This is a genomic window from Micromonospora sp. NPDC049274 (assembly GCF_040678875.1).
In the GTDB taxonomy this organism is placed as follows: domain Bacteria; phylum Actinomycetota; class Actinomycetes; order Mycobacteriales; family Micromonosporaceae; genus Micromonospora.
The window spans coordinates 205012-221992 of sequence record NZ_JBFAQS010000005.1; the positions used below are offsets into that span (position 1 = coordinate 205012).

General features: G+C 66.8%; 15 protein-coding genes. 6 read left to right on the forward strand and 9 right to left on the reverse strand.

The features are described from left to right. Positions 1-2: 2 nt before the first annotated feature. The 3 genes from AB0K10_RS12060 to AB0K10_RS12070 all read right to left on the reverse strand — a co-directional run bounded on the left by AB0K10_RS12060 (position 3) and on the right by AB0K10_RS12070 (position 2607). The gene (locus AB0K10_RS12060; RefSeq protein WP_355388513.1) at positions 3-308 is read right to left on the reverse strand and encodes a spread protein; all 306 of its coding nucleotides are present in this window, start codon (positions 306-308) and stop codon (positions 3-5) included. Next, entirely contained in the window at positions 305-1951 is a 1647-nt protein-coding gene (locus AB0K10_RS12065; protein WP_363682533.1) for an FtsK/SpoIIIE domain-containing protein, read from the reverse strand. Before AB0K10_RS12065 ends, AB0K10_RS12060 begins: the two co-directional genes overlap by 4 nt. Before the next feature lie 257 nt (positions 1952-2208). Then, positions 2209-2607, reverse strand: coding sequence for a transcriptional regulator (locus AB0K10_RS12070; RefSeq protein ID WP_350856940.1), 399 nt, complete (start codon positions 2605-2607; stop codon positions 2209-2211). A gap of 200 nt (positions 2608-2807) precedes the next feature. On the opposite strand from AB0K10_RS12070, the gene AB0K10_RS12075 reads away from it, so the two are divergent. Next, a complete protein-coding gene (locus tag AB0K10_RS12075; protein WP_363682535.1) occupies positions 2808-3662 on the forward strand; it encodes an AAA family ATPase in 855 nt (284 codons plus the stop codon). Next, a complete protein-coding gene (locus AB0K10_RS12080) occupies positions 3662-4213 on the forward strand; it encodes a kinase (RefSeq protein ID WP_363682537.1) in 552 nt (183 codons plus the stop codon). The genes AB0K10_RS12075 and AB0K10_RS12080 overlap by 1 nt, the downstream gene beginning before the upstream one ends. Here AB0K10_RS12080 and AB0K10_RS12085 read toward each other — a convergent pair. After that, the gene (locus tag AB0K10_RS12085; protein ID WP_363682539.1) at positions 4171-4950 is read right to left on the reverse strand and encodes an HAD family hydrolase; all 780 of its coding nucleotides are present in this window, start codon (positions 4948-4950) and stop codon (positions 4171-4173) included. The two genes, AB0K10_RS12080 and AB0K10_RS12085, sit on opposite strands and share 43 nt — an antisense overlap. An 838-nt stretch (positions 4951-5788) precedes the next feature. Beyond that, a complete protein-coding gene (locus AB0K10_RS12090; RefSeq protein WP_363682939.1) occupies positions 5789-6940 on the reverse strand; it encodes a Shedu anti-phage system protein SduA domain-containing protein in 1152 nt (383 codons plus the stop codon). A gap of 637 nt (positions 6941-7577) precedes the next feature. Here AB0K10_RS12090 and AB0K10_RS12095 point away from each other — a divergent pair. Then, on the forward strand, positions 7578-8819 hold the full coding sequence (locus AB0K10_RS12095) for an NAD(P)-binding protein (RefSeq protein WP_363682541.1): 1242 nt from the start codon (positions 7578-7580) through the stop codon (positions 8817-8819). A 190-nt stretch (positions 8820-9009) separates the two neighbouring features. Here the strand turns inward: AB0K10_RS12095 and AB0K10_RS12100 are convergent, their stop codons facing one another. The 3 genes from AB0K10_RS12100 to AB0K10_RS12110 form a co-directional block, all read right to left on the reverse strand. Next, positions 9010-9828 carry an MOSC N-terminal beta barrel domain-containing protein gene (locus tag AB0K10_RS12100; RefSeq protein ID WP_363682543.1) on the reverse strand — a complete coding sequence of 273 codons (819 nt, stop codon included), beginning with the start codon at positions 9826-9828 and terminating at the stop codon, positions 9010-9012. Between the two features lie 395 nt (positions 9829-10223). Further along, a complete protein-coding gene (locus AB0K10_RS12105) occupies positions 10224-10721 on the reverse strand; it encodes an LURP-one-related family protein (protein ID WP_363682545.1) in 498 nt (165 codons plus the stop codon). Between the two features lie 257 nt (positions 10722-10978). Next, positions 10979-11758, reverse strand: coding sequence for an FkbM family methyltransferase (locus tag AB0K10_RS12110; RefSeq protein WP_363682547.1), 780 nt, complete (start codon positions 11756-11758; stop codon positions 10979-10981). 950 nt (positions 11759-12708) lie between these two features. Here AB0K10_RS12110 and AB0K10_RS12115 point away from each other — a divergent pair. From AB0K10_RS12115 to AB0K10_RS12125, 3 genes are all read left to right on the forward strand, one after another. Continuing rightward, positions 12709-13641: a hypothetical protein gene (locus AB0K10_RS12115; protein WP_363682549.1), complete on the forward strand. Its 933-nt coding sequence runs from the start codon at positions 12709-12711 to the stop codon at positions 13639-13641. Between the two features lie 285 nt (positions 13642-13926). Continuing rightward, the gene (locus tag AB0K10_RS12120; protein WP_363682551.1) at positions 13927-15222 is read left to right on the forward strand and encodes a hypothetical protein; all 1296 of its coding nucleotides are present in this window, start codon (positions 13927-13929) and stop codon (positions 15220-15222) included. Between the two features lie 202 nt (positions 15223-15424). Continuing rightward, a complete protein-coding gene (locus AB0K10_RS12125) occupies positions 15425-15979 on the forward strand; it encodes an SMI1/KNR4 family protein (RefSeq protein WP_363682553.1) in 555 nt (184 codons plus the stop codon). 173 nt (positions 15980-16152) lie between these two features. Here the strand turns inward: AB0K10_RS12125 and AB0K10_RS12130 are convergent, their stop codons facing one another. Beyond that, positions 16153-16581 carry a hypothetical protein gene (locus AB0K10_RS12130; RefSeq protein WP_363682555.1) on the reverse strand — a complete coding sequence of 143 codons (429 nt, stop codon included), beginning with the start codon at positions 16579-16581 and terminating at the stop codon, positions 16153-16155. Between the last annotated feature and the right edge of the window lie 400 nt (positions 16582-16981).

A 16981-nucleotide genomic window follows, 5' to 3' on the forward strand; every position in this document is an offset into this window, starting at 1 on the left:
GGTCAGCGGTGGGTGGGGGTGATGTGCACGCGGATCCACTCCGGCGGCTCACCGGTCGAGGCCACGGCTTCCGACAGGCAGCGCCACAGCGCCCACGCCTCAGCCGGGGTCAGGTACATGCGGCGCCGGCCGGAGCCAACCGCGACGTACAGGTCGGCGTCGGGGGTGACCCGGACCGTGACCGGCACCGTGGCCTTGTCAACGTGCGGGGCGCGCAGCCGGTAGAAGCGACGCTGCTGCGGGGTTTGCTCGTCGGGTTCGTCGGCGTAAGGCATCCGCACCGGGACGTCCTCGGGCAGCTCGGTCATCGGGGATCACCGCCGTTCGGGGTGGTATTGAGGTCCAGGGCGTTGAGCAGCGACGGCGGCAGCAGCGGCGCAGCCTGCCGGGGCGGGGTCGGCCGGTAGGTGTGCCGCCCGTTGCCGTTGGAGCGGGCCGGCTTCACCGGGGCCGGGGACTCGACGGGTTCCGGCGCCATCTCAGGCGACGCGGGGAACGTCGCGGCCATGTCCCGGATCACGTCATCAGCGATGTAGGAGAACCGGACCCGGGCAGGTTCCGGCTGGCCGTCAAGCAGGACGTAGGCCACGCCCTTGGCCGACAGCGGGATCTGATCGGCCAGGGCTCCCCGGTCGCGAGCGCCGTCACCGAGAAGGAGGTCGACGTGGCCGCGTTCGGTGAGGCCGAGGGCGATGCGGGTCGGGAACAGGTCCCGGACCGAGACGACTTCCTTGCGGGGATCCTGAGTGGCGGCGACGACCAGGACGCCGAGCCCGGCACCCTGCGACAGCAGCAGCCCCAAGCTCTGAGCGATCCGGTTACGGATGTCGGTGTCGGGCAGGTACGCCAGCAGAGCGGCGATCTCGTCAATGACGATGACGATCAGCGGCTCATCCACGGTCGGCGTGTGCACCCGAACCTTGCCCCGCAGCAGCCGTTGCCGGGCACGCATCCGGGTCACGGCGTCATCGAGCATCTCCGCCATGCGCGACCAGTCGTCATCGACGTAGCGGGAGAACAACGGCCGACCGATGGACAGCTCCATGCCGCCCTTCGGGTCGATCGCCCAGACCCGCACGAGGCCCGAGCGGATGCCGGCGGCAAGCGCCCGTAGCAGGGACCAGATGACCGAGCCCTTGCCCATCCGGGTCGCGCCGCCGATCAGGACGTGAGTCGCGAGCAGTCGCAGGCAGTAGACAGCGAGGTCTTCGCGTAGCCCGAGCGGTAGCGCGGTGAAGTCCGGGCGGGCCGGCACGGGCAGCGGCGCCACGATGCGGGTCAACGGGTCGCGGCGGATGAACACCAACCACACATGCCGAGGTCGGTCCCGGAACCGGATCGCGTCGACCCGGCGCAGCAGCCACGCCAGGCGACCGGAGCGCACAGGTGGTGCCTGCCGACGACCGGAGAAGACGCGGCAGTGCCGGGTGCCGAACGAGTACGCCAGGTCCCGAGCCGCCTTGTGGTACGCCTCCGGGTTCTGCCCCCGAGGCATCCGCAACACGACTTCATCGGTGGCGTAGGAGCAGCGCACCGAGAGTAGGTCGGGGACCTTCTCGCCACCCTCGTACTTCTTCACCAGCCCGCACAGCGTCATCGCCTCGTGCCACTGACGCCGATAGACCCACAGCCGCCGCCACACCGTGACCACACGCAGGACAACCAGGCGGTGGAAGGAGTCCCGACCGCGCCAGAACCACAGGCCAGCACCAGCGGCGAGGACAAGCAGGACCAGGAGGTGAGGCCACCAGCCGCGTGACTGGTGAACATCGACGGCGACCAGGACCAGGGCGACGGCGGGCCAGGCCCGCCAGTGCCGCAACGCCCAAACGGCGAAGCGCACCGTCGCCACGACGAGGCGGACCAGGAGGAAGGCGACCGTGACTGTCCAGACCAGGGGCCACGGGGTAGCCACCTGGAGGCGGCGGAAGTTGACCAGCGGGGCGCGCATCAGGCCACCGCCTTACGGGCGCTGTGCTGCTCGGTCCACGCCTCTGCGCAGGTCTTGTGCACTGGCTTGCCCGCAGGGCTGCGGCAGATCGCCGGCTTCCCGCAGATCACACACGGGACCGGCGCGCCGGCACTACCGCCGCGAGTCCAGTCCAAGGAAATTGGCATGATGAACCTGCCCTTCCAGGCCGAGAGGGTTGAGAGGGCAGCGGGGCGGTCAGGCCGTAGGAAGCGGACCGCCCCGCGCCATGAAAGGGATCAAGCAGCCTTGCCGCGCGACTCCGCGAGGGTCTTCGGCGCCGTCAGCGCGGTCGCCCGGTAGGAGTAGGCCAGCCGGCCGTTGCTTCCGACGTACGGCGTCACCATCAGGTTCTCGAACTCCACCGGCTGGAACGGACCCACCGGCGGTACCGGCTGCACATCCGCCAGGACCTTGATCGACACCTCACGCGAGCGGGAACCCAGCTCCGGGTCCATGTCCATCACCCGGCACTGCCACACCCGCTGACCCGTCAGCTTGTCCTTGCTCGGCGTCCGCGCCCGGGTCTTCTCGTCGAAGTCCTGCGCCTCCGCGATCGAGTCCGGCACCAAGACACACCCGTGCGGGAAAACCGCCTCGAACGGAACCGAGAACCGAGTACCACCCCTGAGGGCCATGTCCGTCTCCTTCGCTGCTGCGACTTGACCGGCGCTCCGGTCTCTGTGATGCATCCAACCTAACAACTGATATGGCCACCAGTCAACTGTTAGGTACAAGGTTCTCGTGGAGCGCAAGCGAGCAGCCAGGGCACCGCTCATCTGTTAGGCCACTGGTAGCCTGCAATCGGTATGCGACGCCAACCACAGGGAGCACCGCGATGACCTCTCCGCAGGGCCGCACCGAGCGGCCGGAGGCCCGGCATCAGCAGGTGGCTCGGAACATCCGCAACGAGATTGAGGCGGGTCGACTGGTGCACGGCACAGCCCTGCCGTCGACCAGGAAGCTTGCGGACGAGTGGGGCGTCAGCGTCTTCACCATCACCGAAGCCATGAAAGTGCTGGCCGATGAAGGGCTCGTCATCAACGAGTCCCGCTCGAAGCGGGTGGTACACGCGCCAGATCAGCTGCGCCGCAGCGAGGTACGCCCGGAGCGTCCGCGAGTTTTGTTGATCGGTGGCTACGCAGGTAGCGGCAAGACCGAGTTGGGCCGCATCTTGGCTCGCGAGACGGGGTGGCCGATGCTCGACAAGGACACTCTGACTCGGCCAGTAGTCGAGGCGGCGCTGGCTACGCTGGGACTATCGCCGAACGATCGCGAGTCGCAGACGTACTTGAGCACTATCCGCCCCCGGGAGTACGAAGCCCTGCAAGACGCGGCCAGTGAGAATGTGCAGTGCGGTAACAGCGTCGTTGTGACAGCGCCCTTTATTCGAGAGTTCGGCGATCCCGCATGGATGGCTCGCACACGTGCGTTCTATGAAGCGGCGAACGCCGCTGTCACGGTGGTGTGGGTGTACTGCGATGCCGAAACGATGCTGACTTACGTACGTCGGCGCGGTGCGGCCCGCGATGCGTTCAAGCTTGCCGACTGGCCGGCGTACGTCGGCTCCATCAACCTTGGCTTCCGCCCGGCGGACACTCACCTGGTGGTGGACAACTGCGCTTCAAGCCGGCCCTTGCAGGAGCAGGCCAAAGAACTGGTAAAGGGGATCCTCGCGGGCGAGGGCTTTTGATGCGGGGTGTGATCCTCTACGGACCACCAGCGGCCGGCAAGGACACCGTGACCGCCGCGTTGCGCGACCTCGACCCCCGGTACGTCCTGTTCGAGCGGCTAAAGGTGGGATCAGGCCGCACGAGGGGTTATCGCATGGCCGATGAGACGACGGTCGACCAGTTGCACCGTGCCGGCGATGTCGTTTGGGAGAACCATCGATACGGCGCGCGGTACGTGGTCGACCGGCGGTTCCTTGCGCAGCAGCTGTCGGACGCAGTTCCTGTCGTACACCTTGGGCAGCGCCCAGCCGTCGCGGCTGTCACGAGGGCTGTCCCCGATGCCAGCTGGTGGGTGGTCTACCTCTGGTGTCCCCGTGACGTGGCTGAACGGAGAATCGTGGCGCGCCACACCGGCGACACGGACGCACGTCTGCGGGCATGGGACGACACCGAACCTCTACCCGACGCGGACCTCACCATCGACACCGCAGAAGTGTCGCCGCACGCCGCAGCCGAGCGGATCCACCGTCACGTCCTGGCCGATGGCCGATCAACCGTGCCGAACGCCTGACGGAGCAGTTCGAGTAAACCGTGACCGTCCTGGATCGTCGCGTCGGGGATCAGGTCGGGGTCCGGTGGCTCACGATCCGTGCGGGGTGAATGCATCAGGATGGCGGCCTGAGCACCAGCGCGGCGGGCGCAGGCGATGTCCCGGTGCAGGCTGTCACCGATGAACCAGCAGTCTCCGATAGGTACGCCAACGGCGTCAGCTGCCAGAAGGGCCAGCTGAGGGTTGGGTTTGCGGGGGCCGGCTTCGTCGCTGTAGAACTCGACGGTGAACAGGTCGGACAGGCCGGTGGCGGCGAGGTAATCGCGGTGGGCGGCGCCGCACAGGGTGTTGCTGACCACGGTCAGGGGGAGACCGGCATCGGCAGCGGCGCGCAGTGCCTCCGGGACGCCGGGACGTACCTCCCATTCGGCCCGCCAAGTCCAGGCGTATGCCAGCGCGGTGGCTTCCCGCTCAACCGCATCTCGGGCTGACTCTGGCCAGGTGGCGGAGACGAAGTTATCCCACACCTGCGCGTGCGGAAGTTCAATCGGATCGCCGGTCTTGCCCACCCCATCGCGCCACAGCGCGTATGCCCGTGCGCCCTGGCTCAGATCAGCCGCGATCTGCTCATCGGATACCGCGCCTTCCACGATCCGAGCGAACTGGCGAACCAGCTCGGGCGGGGCCGAAGGCTGCGGAGGGGCGTCAACCAGGACACCACCGAAGTCCAGCAGGAGTGCGCGAGGCGTACGAAGCATGCGGCCATCCTCCACCAGGGAAGAGAAGGGGAGAAGGAACAGTGGCCAGGGCTTGGTGAGCCGGCAGGATCTCGATGTGAGCGGGTCGGGGCGCCGGAGCGTTGAGTGGCCACGTCGCGGCTGTTCCAGTCGACTGCACCGGAGCGTGACCCGGGCGGCACGTCGCGGCCGGCGGACAGCTCGATTGGGTGAGTTGCTTCGCGCTGGCCTTGGTCGCTCGGAGCTGCCTGTGATCTGTTGCCGAATTAGCCTGTACTAGATCAAGGCGCTCCGCGCGGCGCGGGCCGGGGCGCGGTAACCGGCTCCTGACGGAGCCGCCGCCCCGGCCGCCTACGGCGCCGGGGCGGAAAGTCAGCCGGCCCGAACCCCACACCCCGCCCCGCGCGTCACCCTTGGGTCAGCGAGGTGACCCGGTAACGAGCCCGGAAGACCGTGGCCGGGCGGAAACGGCTCTACCCGTCCTCGGCGATCCAAAGGCGTACAACGACCGGTAGGCACCTCGGGAAGCCGGAGTTGCCGAACGGCGGTCACGGCGCCGTCGAGGCCCATGGGGAGGGGAGAAAGGTGGAGGGGGTGGGGTGAGGGGAGGGGCGGGTAAGGGCTGCCTCCGGCGGGGGCCAGACGACTCCGGGATGGAGTTGCCGAACGGTTTCGGTGGGTGGGTGGTTGGGGAGCTGCCATCCCGTCTACCACCGACCCAGGCAAGCCGAGCAGACCAGGGCCAGGGCGCCAAGGTCGTTCGTCCGGTAGGGCGCTCCACCTTGTCACCCTGGCCCTGGCCCGCTCCACGGTGTGTGGGTCGGCGGCAGACGGGATGGCAGCGGAGGTGGACGAGAGGCTAGCTGTTTGACTCCTGTACCTGTTGCTCAATCAGGAGGGAACGAATGGCCTCGCATCGATCAATCAGGTCGTCAAAGGTCAGGATCGTGAGACGCCCTCCGTACATCATGTTCCGCCATCGCAGTCGCTCAACATCTTTCTCCGAAAGATTCGCCCGCCGCCCGATCACTACGATTCCGCATGCTCGACGGACTCCCGGCAGGTTCCTCCGCGCATAGGATGACTGCTCATCGAGCCAGGCGAGCCAATCAAGAACTTGTTGCTCGGCGTGTATCAGTGCCTGGGATGGATTTCCTCTCTTGCCGTACAGGCGATGCGTGCTAGCCTCAATTTCCATTACGTCTATGCTCCCGTCAACAATCTCTAGGGCATAGTCTGCTTCATATTCAGAGCCTAGTTTGTGTTTGGGCAGAATTCGGCGATAGCTGGGGCCGAAAAAGATCGGATATTTCGTCAGACATCGCTGCAAGTCGTGCTCGTTGCGCTCTTCGCGAGTAAGCAATTCTCTGAGTTCGCGCAGTGCGGCAGTTATTCGGGCAAGGGCGATTTTGGCCTGCCTGCCCTGCTCAACTTCATGTTCAAGGCGGCGTTGCAAGGCGGAGAACTCAGCTGGCTGCGCGATAACCCTGCCGGAGTCTGGGGCGCCCTCGTGTGTTAGAAGTAGGTGACCTGTAACCGCGTAAGTCTGTTCTTCGCCGTCCACGAAGTGTGTGACGCCATTAGTCATCATGTCTGCGAATAGTGCCTCCAGTCTGGGGGCTACTACCTCGTTGTTCGGGACAACGGGCACCTCGTTGACAAGCGCGTCCAGTAGCATGACCTTCGCGGACTCATCGGTGGTGAAGGTGGCCTTGATGATTCCGGAAAGCCGGTATTCAATCGAGTCTGTATCTATTATCCAGGTCATAGGCGTGAGGGTCGCTTGGCCTTCTTCGTTGACGTCAAACACGATCTCCTTCGCCATCTTGAAGAGTTGGTTGGCGGGTGCTCCGTGTCTGGGTCCTGGTGGAGCCGAATCCCCAAAAACGCGCTTATGTAGCAGTTCGGCCAATTCTGGGTCTTGGCCGGTCGTTATGAAGTCCGTCCGCCATTCGGGCTGCTCCCATTTCTGGAACCTGTCCATCTGCACCTCACGCCCTTCGTCCTCCACCTCGCGCAATGATCTCAGCCTGTAGCCTTTGGACTGATGCCCTGTCGTCCCAACGACAGTTGCTCGATCGGGGTCCTGCCCCTGCTGTACAGCCGAAACCAGTCGAAGGGCGTGGTCCAAGGGGCTGCAGCCGAGACGACGAGCAGGTTCAGCGACGCTGGCCGACAGGGGCCATGAGTTCTCCAAGGGCTGAGGCAGCGAGGAGGCAGCGAGACGGCTGGTAGCTGTCGACAACATTTGCCAACGAACGGCATCGCTGTCGCGCTCATACGCGTGGAACCGCAACCGACGGCAGGCCCCGGTCTGCGGTGCTGGCGTTCACACCGAAGAGGTCGCTGGTTCGATACCAGCATCGCCCACTCTCAGTTTATGCAGGTCAGAAGCCCGTTGCCGGATCATTCGGTAACGGGCTTCGCCGTATGTGCCGCTCATATTGGGAGCGGATGGGGAGCAGCGGCACGTAGCCGGATATGCGGCGGTCGCCGCGATGACCAGGCAGGCAGCCGTGACACTGGCTCTCCTCGATCTTCGTGTTCGCAGGCGATCCGGCCAACGACACTCGACGCCGATCAGTCCACGACATCAGGTGAGCGCGGTCATCGCTTCCAGTGTTGACGTCATTGCTTAGCGTCAAGGCATGTCCGATGAGCACTCAGGAATTCGTTACCTGGTCCACGGCGACGACGTGCTCGCCCTCGCAGTGGCACGACAGCTTCTCGCCACACCTGATGCGCTGGTTACGGTCGTCATTCCACCGCAGGCGGCTGACCTAATCGGCGCCGAGCCGCTCTCGAACGCGAAAGTGCTTATCACCGCACGCCTGGATCCCGAGACCCTCGCCCGCTGCGGATCCACCGACGCGGCGGCGCTCCTGAGCAGGGACACCGCCGCCCGAAACGCGATGCTCGTCAGTGCCACGTACCCGCAGGCACGGCTGGTGGTACGCACCGACCTCGACCCTGATGCCACAGCCAGCGTGCGGCGTTTCTCACCCGCCGTGCTCACCGCGCGGGCCTACCTGGCTGCGGTGGCCACCGTGGCGCCCCGACAGCACCGTCCGCTGACGAGACTTCTGCGCGCAGAACGGCCGCACCGCCAACAGCGGGTCGTCCGCGACCAGCTACGGGGCCGCGCCACGCGTGCCGCCTTCATCGCGCTCGCCTTCGCCGCGGTGAGTACGCTGCTGCTCGTGGTGCTGGAGCAAGTCAGCATCAGCCAAGCTCTCTACATCACGCTGCTGCGCGGCGCGGACGAGCCCGACTTCGACAGCAGCACCGCCGTGCAGATGTACCAGGTCGGCTTCGCGCTACTCACGATCCTCGGCAGCGTTATGACGGGTGTCTACCTCGGCGACGCACTGCAACAGGGTCGCGCGCTGGCGGCAGCCGGCGCACCGGCGGCGGGCACCAGCGGGCACCTCGTCCTCGTCGGCCTCGGCGAGCGGGGCACACAGGTCTTGCAGGCACTGCACGAGGTTGGCGAGGAGGTCGTCGCGGTCGACACCCAACCGACCGCGCGCGGCGTCCGAGCCGCCCGCCAGCGGGACATCCCGGTCATCGTCGACGACGCGAGGTGGACCGACACCCTGCGCCAGGCGGCCCTCGAACGCAGCCGCGCAATGCTCGTCGTTCTCTCGGATGACGACACCGGCCTCGAGATCACCATGGCCGCGCGCAGCATCCGTCCAGACCTCCCGGTGATCTGGCTGCCCGCAGAGAGCGAGGTCGCGGCGCTGGCGTGCCGACTAGAACGCGTGACCGTGCCCGATCTAACCCTCCACCACCTCGCACGGGCGATCGTCGCATCACTACGCGATGGACGACAGCACGAACGGCAGGACCGGCGCGCGGTCATCCATCCTCACACCGCCGAAGCGTGACAGCCTCACCGCCACCGTTGACAACGCCCTACGGGCCGTCCAAGACTCCGACCGACCCGGCGCGGGTCGGGCTTCCTAGTCGCGGACGAGTCGGCGGGGGACTCCCTATGTCGCGTGGCAGGGAGGTGTGCCCGGGTCAAGGCGGTAAGGAGCCGTTGATCGACCCGGACGTGGACGACCAGGTACGGGCTTAGTGAACGAGCTGCCCCAGTCGGAGCCGGCCTGGTTGGACAACATCGGCATAGGTCCCGAAGCAGGCCGCACGCCCTAGGCCGGCCACCGGGATGCGGTAGTGCCTGGCCAGGGCGCTCAGCACCGAGAGGTCGGCCGGCAGCTCGGCCTGGGAGAGCCCGGGAATGACGCACCTCGGAGTGGGCAGGACCACCCGGAGCACGACGTCGCCCAGACGTAGTTCCTGCTCCGGTTCGGGGTCACGCGGTGCGTCGATGACCAGGTTCGGGCGGAACCTCTCAGCTGCCACACTGACACCTCCCATGCGCTCACCCAGCAAAGACAGCGCACCAGTGGTCACAATATGAACGGCGCCGAAGTCGACGAACCGGCCGACCCGCCCCGCGCCCGCGATCGCCGTGATCGTTTCCTGACCGGGCCGGGCACCGTCCATCCAGTCCGGCACCATGCCGACCTCATCAGGCAACGCCCGGTGCAGCCTCGCGTCGGGCGGCAGCTCCCGGCTCAGCCGCACCGGCCGGCCCAGGTGCTTGCTGAGTGCGGCATCTGCCGCGGCGCTTCCGGCTTGCAGCGACGTGCCGTTGACATCCAGCGTCAACATCGTCTCCGGGCCGTCATCGCGCATTGTCGTACCGACATCGAACAGACGACCCCATCGTCGGGGGTGTTTGGCACTGCCGACCGTCCCGTCCAGGCAGTCGATACAGGCCCACGTCCGATCGCCGCGCAGACCGGTCGACTCGACATCAGCCGCCTTGAGAACCTCACCTCGGGCGCTTTTGAGCGGGTAACGGCGGAGCGCAACAACCGTCTGCATGACGATGATGCTGCCTTACCGCCGTAAGCATCTCGAGATGGGTGGCACTAGGAACATCCGCTCACGCCGCCGGATGTACGCGCCACCTTCCAAGCATTTGCGCCATATGGGCCTCGTCGACACGTGTCCGAGGCCACCGTCAAGGGCTATGTCTCGCGGTTGTTGGTCAAGCTGGGCTGCAGCACCCGTACTGAAGCCGCCCTGCTGGCCCACGAAGCTGGCCTCGGCACACCACCCTGAAGCCGTCAGAGAGACGTCTCGTAACCCTCGCCTGCGTCCGTTGCGGACGGTCGCCGGCGATGGTGACCTAGTTGATCGGCGATCCGCCGCCGACGATCCCGGTGACCGTCGCGGGGACGAGCAGGCCCGGAGCAGCGCTGCTGCTGCCCAACGGGTCAGTCCTCGTCGCCCTTCTTCTTGTCGCGGTCCAGGGCCAGGTCGAGCGCGAGGACGCTGCCGATGATGAGCAGTGGGTCGATACCGGCAGTGACCTGCACGGCATAGGTGTCGCGGATCGTCAGCCACCGCTTGGAGACCACGGCCACCTCGGTGCCGTCGCGTTCGATCACGTACTCGTGGTCGAGCAGGTCGCCCTTCATCTCCAGGTCGTTGGGCCCCGGCACGTCGATGGTGAACTTGTCGCGGAACGGCGTGAGGAGCTTCTTGCGGACTTCTGCGGCCTTCTCGCCGCCGATCCGGATCTCGTAGGTGGGACGCAGCGCCACCAGGTGCCGGTGCAGCGTGGCGACCTCATGGCCGGAGGCGTCCTCGATGACGACCTTGTTGCGGACGCTGAGCACCTTACCGTCGACGTGGAAGACCTTGGTGCCGTGCTCGTCGAGTACGTCGAAGTCGTCGCCGATCGAAAAGAACCGCTCCCTGATGACAAACATTCTTCGATTCTCTCTCACGGTGGGGGAAAGGGCTGGCCGGCGAACCGGTCCTCCCGAGAAGGCGGACGGGTGGCCGGGATGCGCCTACGGCACGTTCTGGCGATGGCGCCACCGAGGCAGAGGGCCGGGCCATGGTTGAGGCATGCCGAAGCCGCGAAGTTCGGACTCATGGCCGCTCCCGCCAGCTGAGACGCCGATCCCACCGGCAGTGCGGCTATTGGCGAGTCCTTTGTGGTAAGACGAGGCTCCTGCCAGGGTCAGGCGGGCCGGGCGCGGGCGTAGACGTCGCCCGAGTTGGCCTCGTGGGGCAGCGCCCGCAGGTAAGCCGCCACCTCGCGCGCTGGCCGCCAGCCATTGAGTGCGAACGTCATCTCGTCGCCGAGCGCCACGGTGAACCTGGTGAAGCCCAAGCGGGTGAGCCGGTCCAAGCAGTGCGCGGCCAGGTCCCGTTCGATGGTGGTGAACTCGAAGGACAGCGCCGGCAGGGGGCGGCTCAACCCGGCCAGCACGGCGTCCTCGAATCCCTCCACGTCGATCTTGACGAAGGCCGGCACGCCGTGCGCCGCGACCAGGGTGTCGAGTGTGGTTCCGGCCACCTCGATCTCGACGTCCCAGATCTCGTCCTCCCAGCCGCCGGCCCCCTCGGCGGCCTGCAGGAAATTCGCCGACGCCGTGGAGATCGTCGGGTTCGCCGAGTTGACGTGCAGCCGCACCGGTCCGGTAGACGCCCCGCACGCCGCCTCCACCACGGTTACCCGGTCGTCGTCGGCGTAGAGGGCGCGCAGGGCCTGGGTGCAGAGCGGTTGCGGCTCGACGGCCACCACGCGGGCGCCCAGCCGCCGGAAGCTGCCGAGCCGGTCGCCCACGTGCGCGCCGACGTCGAAGACCAGGTCCCCTGGGCGAACCAGGGGCGCGTAGAACGCGTCCATCGCCGCCTCGCGGGCCGGGTCGCCGTAGTACGCCTCCAGCGAGCGGCGCAACCCGGACAGGGTCGGGTCCGCCTTGAGTGCCTCCACCGCTCTGGGGTCGTCGACCACTGGTCCGACCGTAGTCGCGTCCGAAGCAACGCGAGGGCGATTCGCGTCCATCTCCTGGGCACCCCCGGATGCCCAGCCTCCTAGGATGGCGTAGACAGGACCGTAGTCCTGGTTTGGTGAAGGCTCAGGTTCGGCTGGCCGATCCGGGCCGACAACAGCACCCGCACCGCCCCTGGTTGCCGACCTGGCGACCCGAACACTGGCTGTCGAACGGGCTACCCGCCGGGCGCCCCTTTGCCACCTGCGACGTACTGCGCTTGTCTGACCTTGCCGCCGAGAACTGGTTGCTCACGCCGCGAGAGTCGTGGCCGCCCTGGCACGCCAAGTACGATCAGGACTTCACCGCCGCCGGGTTCACCCCAGGGTCGTCCATCGCGCCGACGGCGTGCCGAATCTGCTCGGCCTCGTCGCGCAGGCGTCGGAGTGACTCGCCTCGCCCGCTCGGCCCGCAGCATCCGACGCACCGGGGTCGTGTTCGTGCCGCTGGCCGATGACCACGCCGAGACCGTCGTCGCCTGGATGCCCCCCCCGCGAAGGACCGGCGCTACGGAACCTCCTCGACGTCACCGCTACCTTGATTGGAACCGCCGACCTCACATCCGAGGGCTGAGCATTTGAGCTGTCATTCCCGGTTCGGCCCTCCTTCACGGGCGGGGAGGAGCATGGACGAGACAGAGGCAGTACGCGACTTCGAAGCCTGCGTGGCGGCCGCTTGGTCCCGGCTGCTGCGCTCGGAGTGGTTGCTGACCGGCGACTGGGACGGGCGCCGCGCCGCGTTGTGGACCCACTCGCGGACCGAACCAGCCCGGATCGTGAGCCTGGGCGACGGTACGACGTGGGGAGTTCGGCGGCGGCGAGGTCTACCTCGTCACGGTCTGGTTCCCGCCCGCAACCATCAGACAGCGCTCTCGTACGGGACGGCTGAGCATTCAGAACAGGGGTGGTAAGACATGACGGGCCTCGGCGGTGATGGCATCGACGTTCCGGCCCTGCGGATCGAGACGCTCCATGCGTTGGCATGTGGGACCGTCTCGGTCACGGCCGTGTTGGCTGTCGGGCTGTGGACGGCAGACCAGGACTGGACCGTGTCAATAGGTCCAATGTTCCTCTCCCTCGCCGCGGCACTCTGCGCCGCATGTGTCATCGCCGCGTTGTCACGGCTGCCATGGATGTTGGTGATGCGGCGGAGGGGACGTGGAGTCCATCTGGCGCATGCCCTGGCGCCGATCCTGCTGGTAGTCCTGATTCCGGTTGGGGTGGCCAGCGGCGGGCCGGTACGCGACCGGTGGGAAACCACCGGCTGCTGGGCCGTGTTTACGTTGTGTGTGCACCTCGCTGTGGCGTTGGCGGCTCGTCGGCGGCTGCCGGGCTTGGCCCGAGTGAGCGCCGTGTTCGCTGTGGCGGCCATGTTCGTCGCCGTCGTCGGCATCGAGCGCGCCAGTCAATTGCGGTGGCGAGTCGACGATTTTCGCGTCCTCGGTGTGCCGCTGGTCGTTCCGGAGATCCCCGGCTTCGAACTGACGGACGCGTATCCCGGCCAGCCGGGCCATCCGGACCTCTTTCTCGAGCTCTCCGATCGACCAGCCAGGCCCTACGGCCGCACGGTCACCGTGCTCGTCCAGAGGACGGCGGGCGCTGGCTACCCGACCTCTGGAAGGGTGTCCTGCCGGGGGCGCGCGGACGACCGACTCGTTTCCAGCGACGGGGGCCTGGTCTATTGCCTGGCGGAGAAGGGGTTTCAAATGCACATACGACCCGACCCACAAATGCCGAGCCTCGCGCCGCTGGCACCGCAGGTCACCCTTCGACGGGTAGAGGCACAGCAACTTGCCGAACTGCCCGGAACCGACTGGCAGCACTCAGTTGGTTGGACGACCGACTGAGAACGGCTGGAAGGTCGTCACGAGCGCACAGTCGGGCGGTGATCCGGCGACCGTCGCTTCCGCGGGCACCCGTGATTCTATGATGCCCGTCAGGATGGTCGGAGGGTTCGGCTGCTCTCCCGATCAACGTCGCGACAACACTTCGATCCCTCGCCGGGAGGCGCGTCATGCCCGCTTCTGCGGCCTGGGGGCCGACGTCCGGAAGTCTGTCGCGGATGTGTCGTGTCGTGGGTACGGTGCCCAACGAATCCGCACTTCGTTTCACCGAGGAGCGTTCTGGCCGCGATGACGGAACCGACGACCGCTCTCTGGTACTACGCCAAGCCAACAAGCTTCGTAGGCTCGCTCCAGCACGGCCTTGGACGGGGCGCGTACCGGGCGTTGCGCGACCCTGCGACGCCACAGGCCGTCCTCGCGTGCGTCAAGCGGGACTATCGCTGGGATTGGCTCGTTGACGAGCGCGCCGTCTACCTCGCCCGGCTGATTCGCGACCTTGCGCTACCGATACCTCCGCTGCTCACCCTGCTGCACCAAGACGCAGTCGATGACGATGACAACACGTTCGACAACACCCTTGAGGTACTCGAGACGTTGGGCCGTGCGGGCGACCGGCACGTGATCGACGGGTTGCGGTGGTACGTGCGCAACGGTCCGCGTTGGGTCGACGTACTTCAAACGATCGCCCGTGATTGGCCCCGCGAGCTCTGGGACGATTTGTTGCCGGTCGCAACCGCCCGGCTCGCACAGGGTGACAACGCGGACGACGTGTTCTGGCGTAGCAGGCCATGGCAGGACTGGGCTCACGCGGACGACCAGGTCGCCACCGCGGTTGCGGCGTTCCAGCCACGATCCGCCTCACGACCACTTGAACAGCTGTCGATCGATGATCTTCTGACGATGCTTCGCACCGGCGGGACCGACCGGCAGAAAGACGTGTTGCGTGAGCTGAACCGTCGAGGGCCGCAGCCGGCCCTGCTGCCGATCGTGGACGAGCTGCCCGTGGCAGAGCTCCACGGCCCGTTGGGCCGCGCGATCCGAATGCTCGGCTCCGAGGCACTTCCACTGGCCCGGTCCTGGGCCGCACCCCCGATCCATCCGATGGTCTGGACCGCCTGCCTGGTGTTGGCCAAGCACGGCGACGACTCCGACGTTCCGGCACTGCTCGCTGGCTGGGACTGGCTGGATCGCAGGACGAATGACCGCTGTGGTTACGATGACCTCGCCGTGGGCATCGCTCGTATTGGTGGACCGGCCGCGCTGGCCGTGGTACCCCGGCTTCGCCAGCTCTGGTTCACGCCGCACACCTTCGAGCGGGCGGCCTATCTACGGGCCGTTGTAGCGCTCGACCCAGGTAACACGGATTACCTGCTCACAGAGGGCTTGTGGGACTGCGAAAGCGACGTACGACAGCTCGCGGCGGAACACGTCCCACTCGACGACATGACGCGCAAACAACTGAGCTATCTCCGCGACGACCCGATGGAGACCTCCGAGGTACGCGCCACCGCCGCTGCTCGTCTGTGCTGGCCGCGCCGACCACAAGATCCGCGAGGTTCGACCTGCGGTGGGCAATCGCGATGAGAGCGATGCCGCCGGTCACCTCGACCAAGCCTGGCTGGGCTGCGGTCATGCCAAGAGTCACCAGGTAGCCGCGATCTGCGCCATGCCCGGCGCGGTGCGGTCGCGCTCGCGGTGGAAGCGTGGAGCCGAACCTAGACCAGAGGGTGAGGTTGGGCTGGACCAACCGATCGTCGCCCGATCCAACGTGGTACGACTACGCGTCATGGACCCGTACACCTACCCCGACCTCGTTGAGCTTCGAGCTGCCTTCATGGTGGACGACGCCGGTGAATCGGCGCTGGGTTGGCCAGGGGTGCACGCCTTTGAAGCGGAGCATGGGGTCGTGCTGCCGGAGCCGTACCGAACCTTCGTCGCGGAGATCACCGACGGATCGTTCTCCGGACCACCGGACTTCGGCCTCCTCGGCGTAGCCGAGATGCCCGATGACTGGGGCAAGGACCGCCCGGTGCGCGAGTTGGCGGCCTCGTTCCCGCTGACTGAGGCGTGGCTGTGGGAGGAGGACTCCCGGCCGTCGGAGGAGATCGAGCCGCTGCTCGATCCCGTCTTCGAGCATGGATCGATCGTGCTCGGCACGGATGGCTGTGGGATGTACTGGCATCTCATCGTGACCGGCCCGCATCGCGGTCACATCTGGAATATCAGCGGTGAGGGCGCGATGCCCTTCGGAGCGGAGTTCGGCCACACCACCGGGGCGTCGGGGTTCGTCGGGTGGGTTCGGCACTGGGCGGCCGGCAAGCCATGGTTCGACGCTGCCTGAATCGGTTCCTGCCGCTGGTGATGACAAGAAGCGATCCCGCTTGATCTGCCACCCTCGTCCGTTTGCGTGCAGGAGCGACGTACAAGCACAGGTGGGCGCGTCCAACGCGTCCAGCTGAAAGAAGCGTCGGGGCAAGACCCGTGAGGTTGAGCCCCCGATGGTGTGCAGCGGCGTTACAGCCACTGCTCATCGACGTTGCCGGCGTACAGGTAGGCGGTGCGGTAGGCCGGTCCGGCGAACAGCTCCGACTCGCCCGAGTACACGGCAACGAGCAGGCCCGGCCTGTACCACCAGCCGTTCGTGATGCCACCAACCTCTGCGACCGGTTGCATCGCGGTCAGGTCGAGCTGGTCGACGGCCGAACCTGTCAGCCGGGTGACCGTGTCCGCGACGTCCATCGCCGTATACGCCAGAGCCAAGGCCTCAACCCAGCCGTCGATGCTGCGGTGCAGCGCGACCCACTGCCCGTCATCGCCACCGGCGATGCCGAACGTGCCATCCGGACCGATCAGGAACGCATACGGCACAGCGGTGCGTTGCGGCCCAGCCTCGAAGAACCATCCCTGGGGAGCACAGCAGTCTTCCCGTTCTGGTGTGTCCACGTGGAGCATTCGAGGGCCCGCGGCATCCTCGGGCATGCCTGGCGCACACGGCAGGACAAGGCCACCCCACCGTGCCTGATATGCCGCCGCGCGGTCGATGGCCTCGTCAGGGATCTGCGCCTCCTGCCACGCGCCTCGAAACTCACTCCCGGGCGGCACGTCGAGCCAAGCTCCGTGAACGCTGACGAACGAATGGGCCCGTCTACTCAAACCCGTCGGCGGACGACGCATCCCCAGCACCTGCGCATGGTATCCAGCTACAGGACGGGGCTCATTCCGCGATCCGATCGCTACTGGATGCCCGCACCTTCGTACGTGCTCCTCACTACGCCCCAGGGCGATGTGCCCTGCGTCACGGACGTCGCCCGACTGGTGACCGGGAGCAGTTTTACTGACGTCG

Coding starts and splice junctions, on each gene's coding strand:
- AB0K10_RS12070 (WP_350856940.1), bottom strand. CDS start 2,607: ATGGCCCTCAGGGGTGGTACTCGGTTCTCGGTTCCGTTCGAGGCGGTT.
- AB0K10_RS12105 (WP_363682545.1), bottom strand. CDS start 10,721: ATGTTTGTCATCAGGGAGCGGTTCTTTTCGATCGGCGACGACTTCGAC.
- AB0K10_RS12065 (WP_363682533.1), bottom strand. CDS start 1,951: ATGCGCGCCCCGCTGGTCAACTTCCGCCGCCTCCAGGTGGCTACCCCG.
- AB0K10_RS12100 (WP_363682543.1), bottom strand. CDS start 9,828: ATGCAGACGGTTGTTGCGCTCCGCCGTTACCCGCTCAAAAGCGCCCGA.
- AB0K10_RS12095 (WP_363682541.1), top strand. CDS start 7,578: ATGTCCGATGAGCACTCAGGAATTCGTTACCTGGTCCACGGCGACGAC.
- AB0K10_RS12085 (WP_363682539.1), bottom strand. CDS start 4,950: ATGCTTCGTACGCCTCGCGCACTCCTGCTGGACTTCGGTGGTGTCCTG.
- AB0K10_RS12060 (WP_355388513.1), bottom strand. CDS start 308: ATGACCGAGCTGCCCGAGGACGTCCCGGTGCGGATGCCTTACGCCGAC.
- AB0K10_RS12120 (WP_363682551.1), top strand. CDS start 13,927: ATGACGGAACCGACGACCGCTCTCTGGTACTACGCCAAGCCAACAAGC.
- AB0K10_RS12080 (WP_363682537.1), top strand. CDS start 3,662: ATGCGGGGTGTGATCCTCTACGGACCACCAGCGGCCGGCAAGGACACC.
- AB0K10_RS12125 (WP_363682553.1), top strand. CDS start 15,425: ATGGACCCGTACACCTACCCCGACCTCGTTGAGCTTCGAGCTGCCTTC.
- AB0K10_RS12075 (WP_363682535.1), top strand. CDS start 2,808: ATGACCTCTCCGCAGGGCCGCACCGAGCGGCCGGAGGCCCGGCATCAG.
- AB0K10_RS12115 (WP_363682549.1), top strand. CDS start 12,709: ATGACGGGCCTCGGCGGTGATGGCATCGACGTTCCGGCCCTGCGGATC.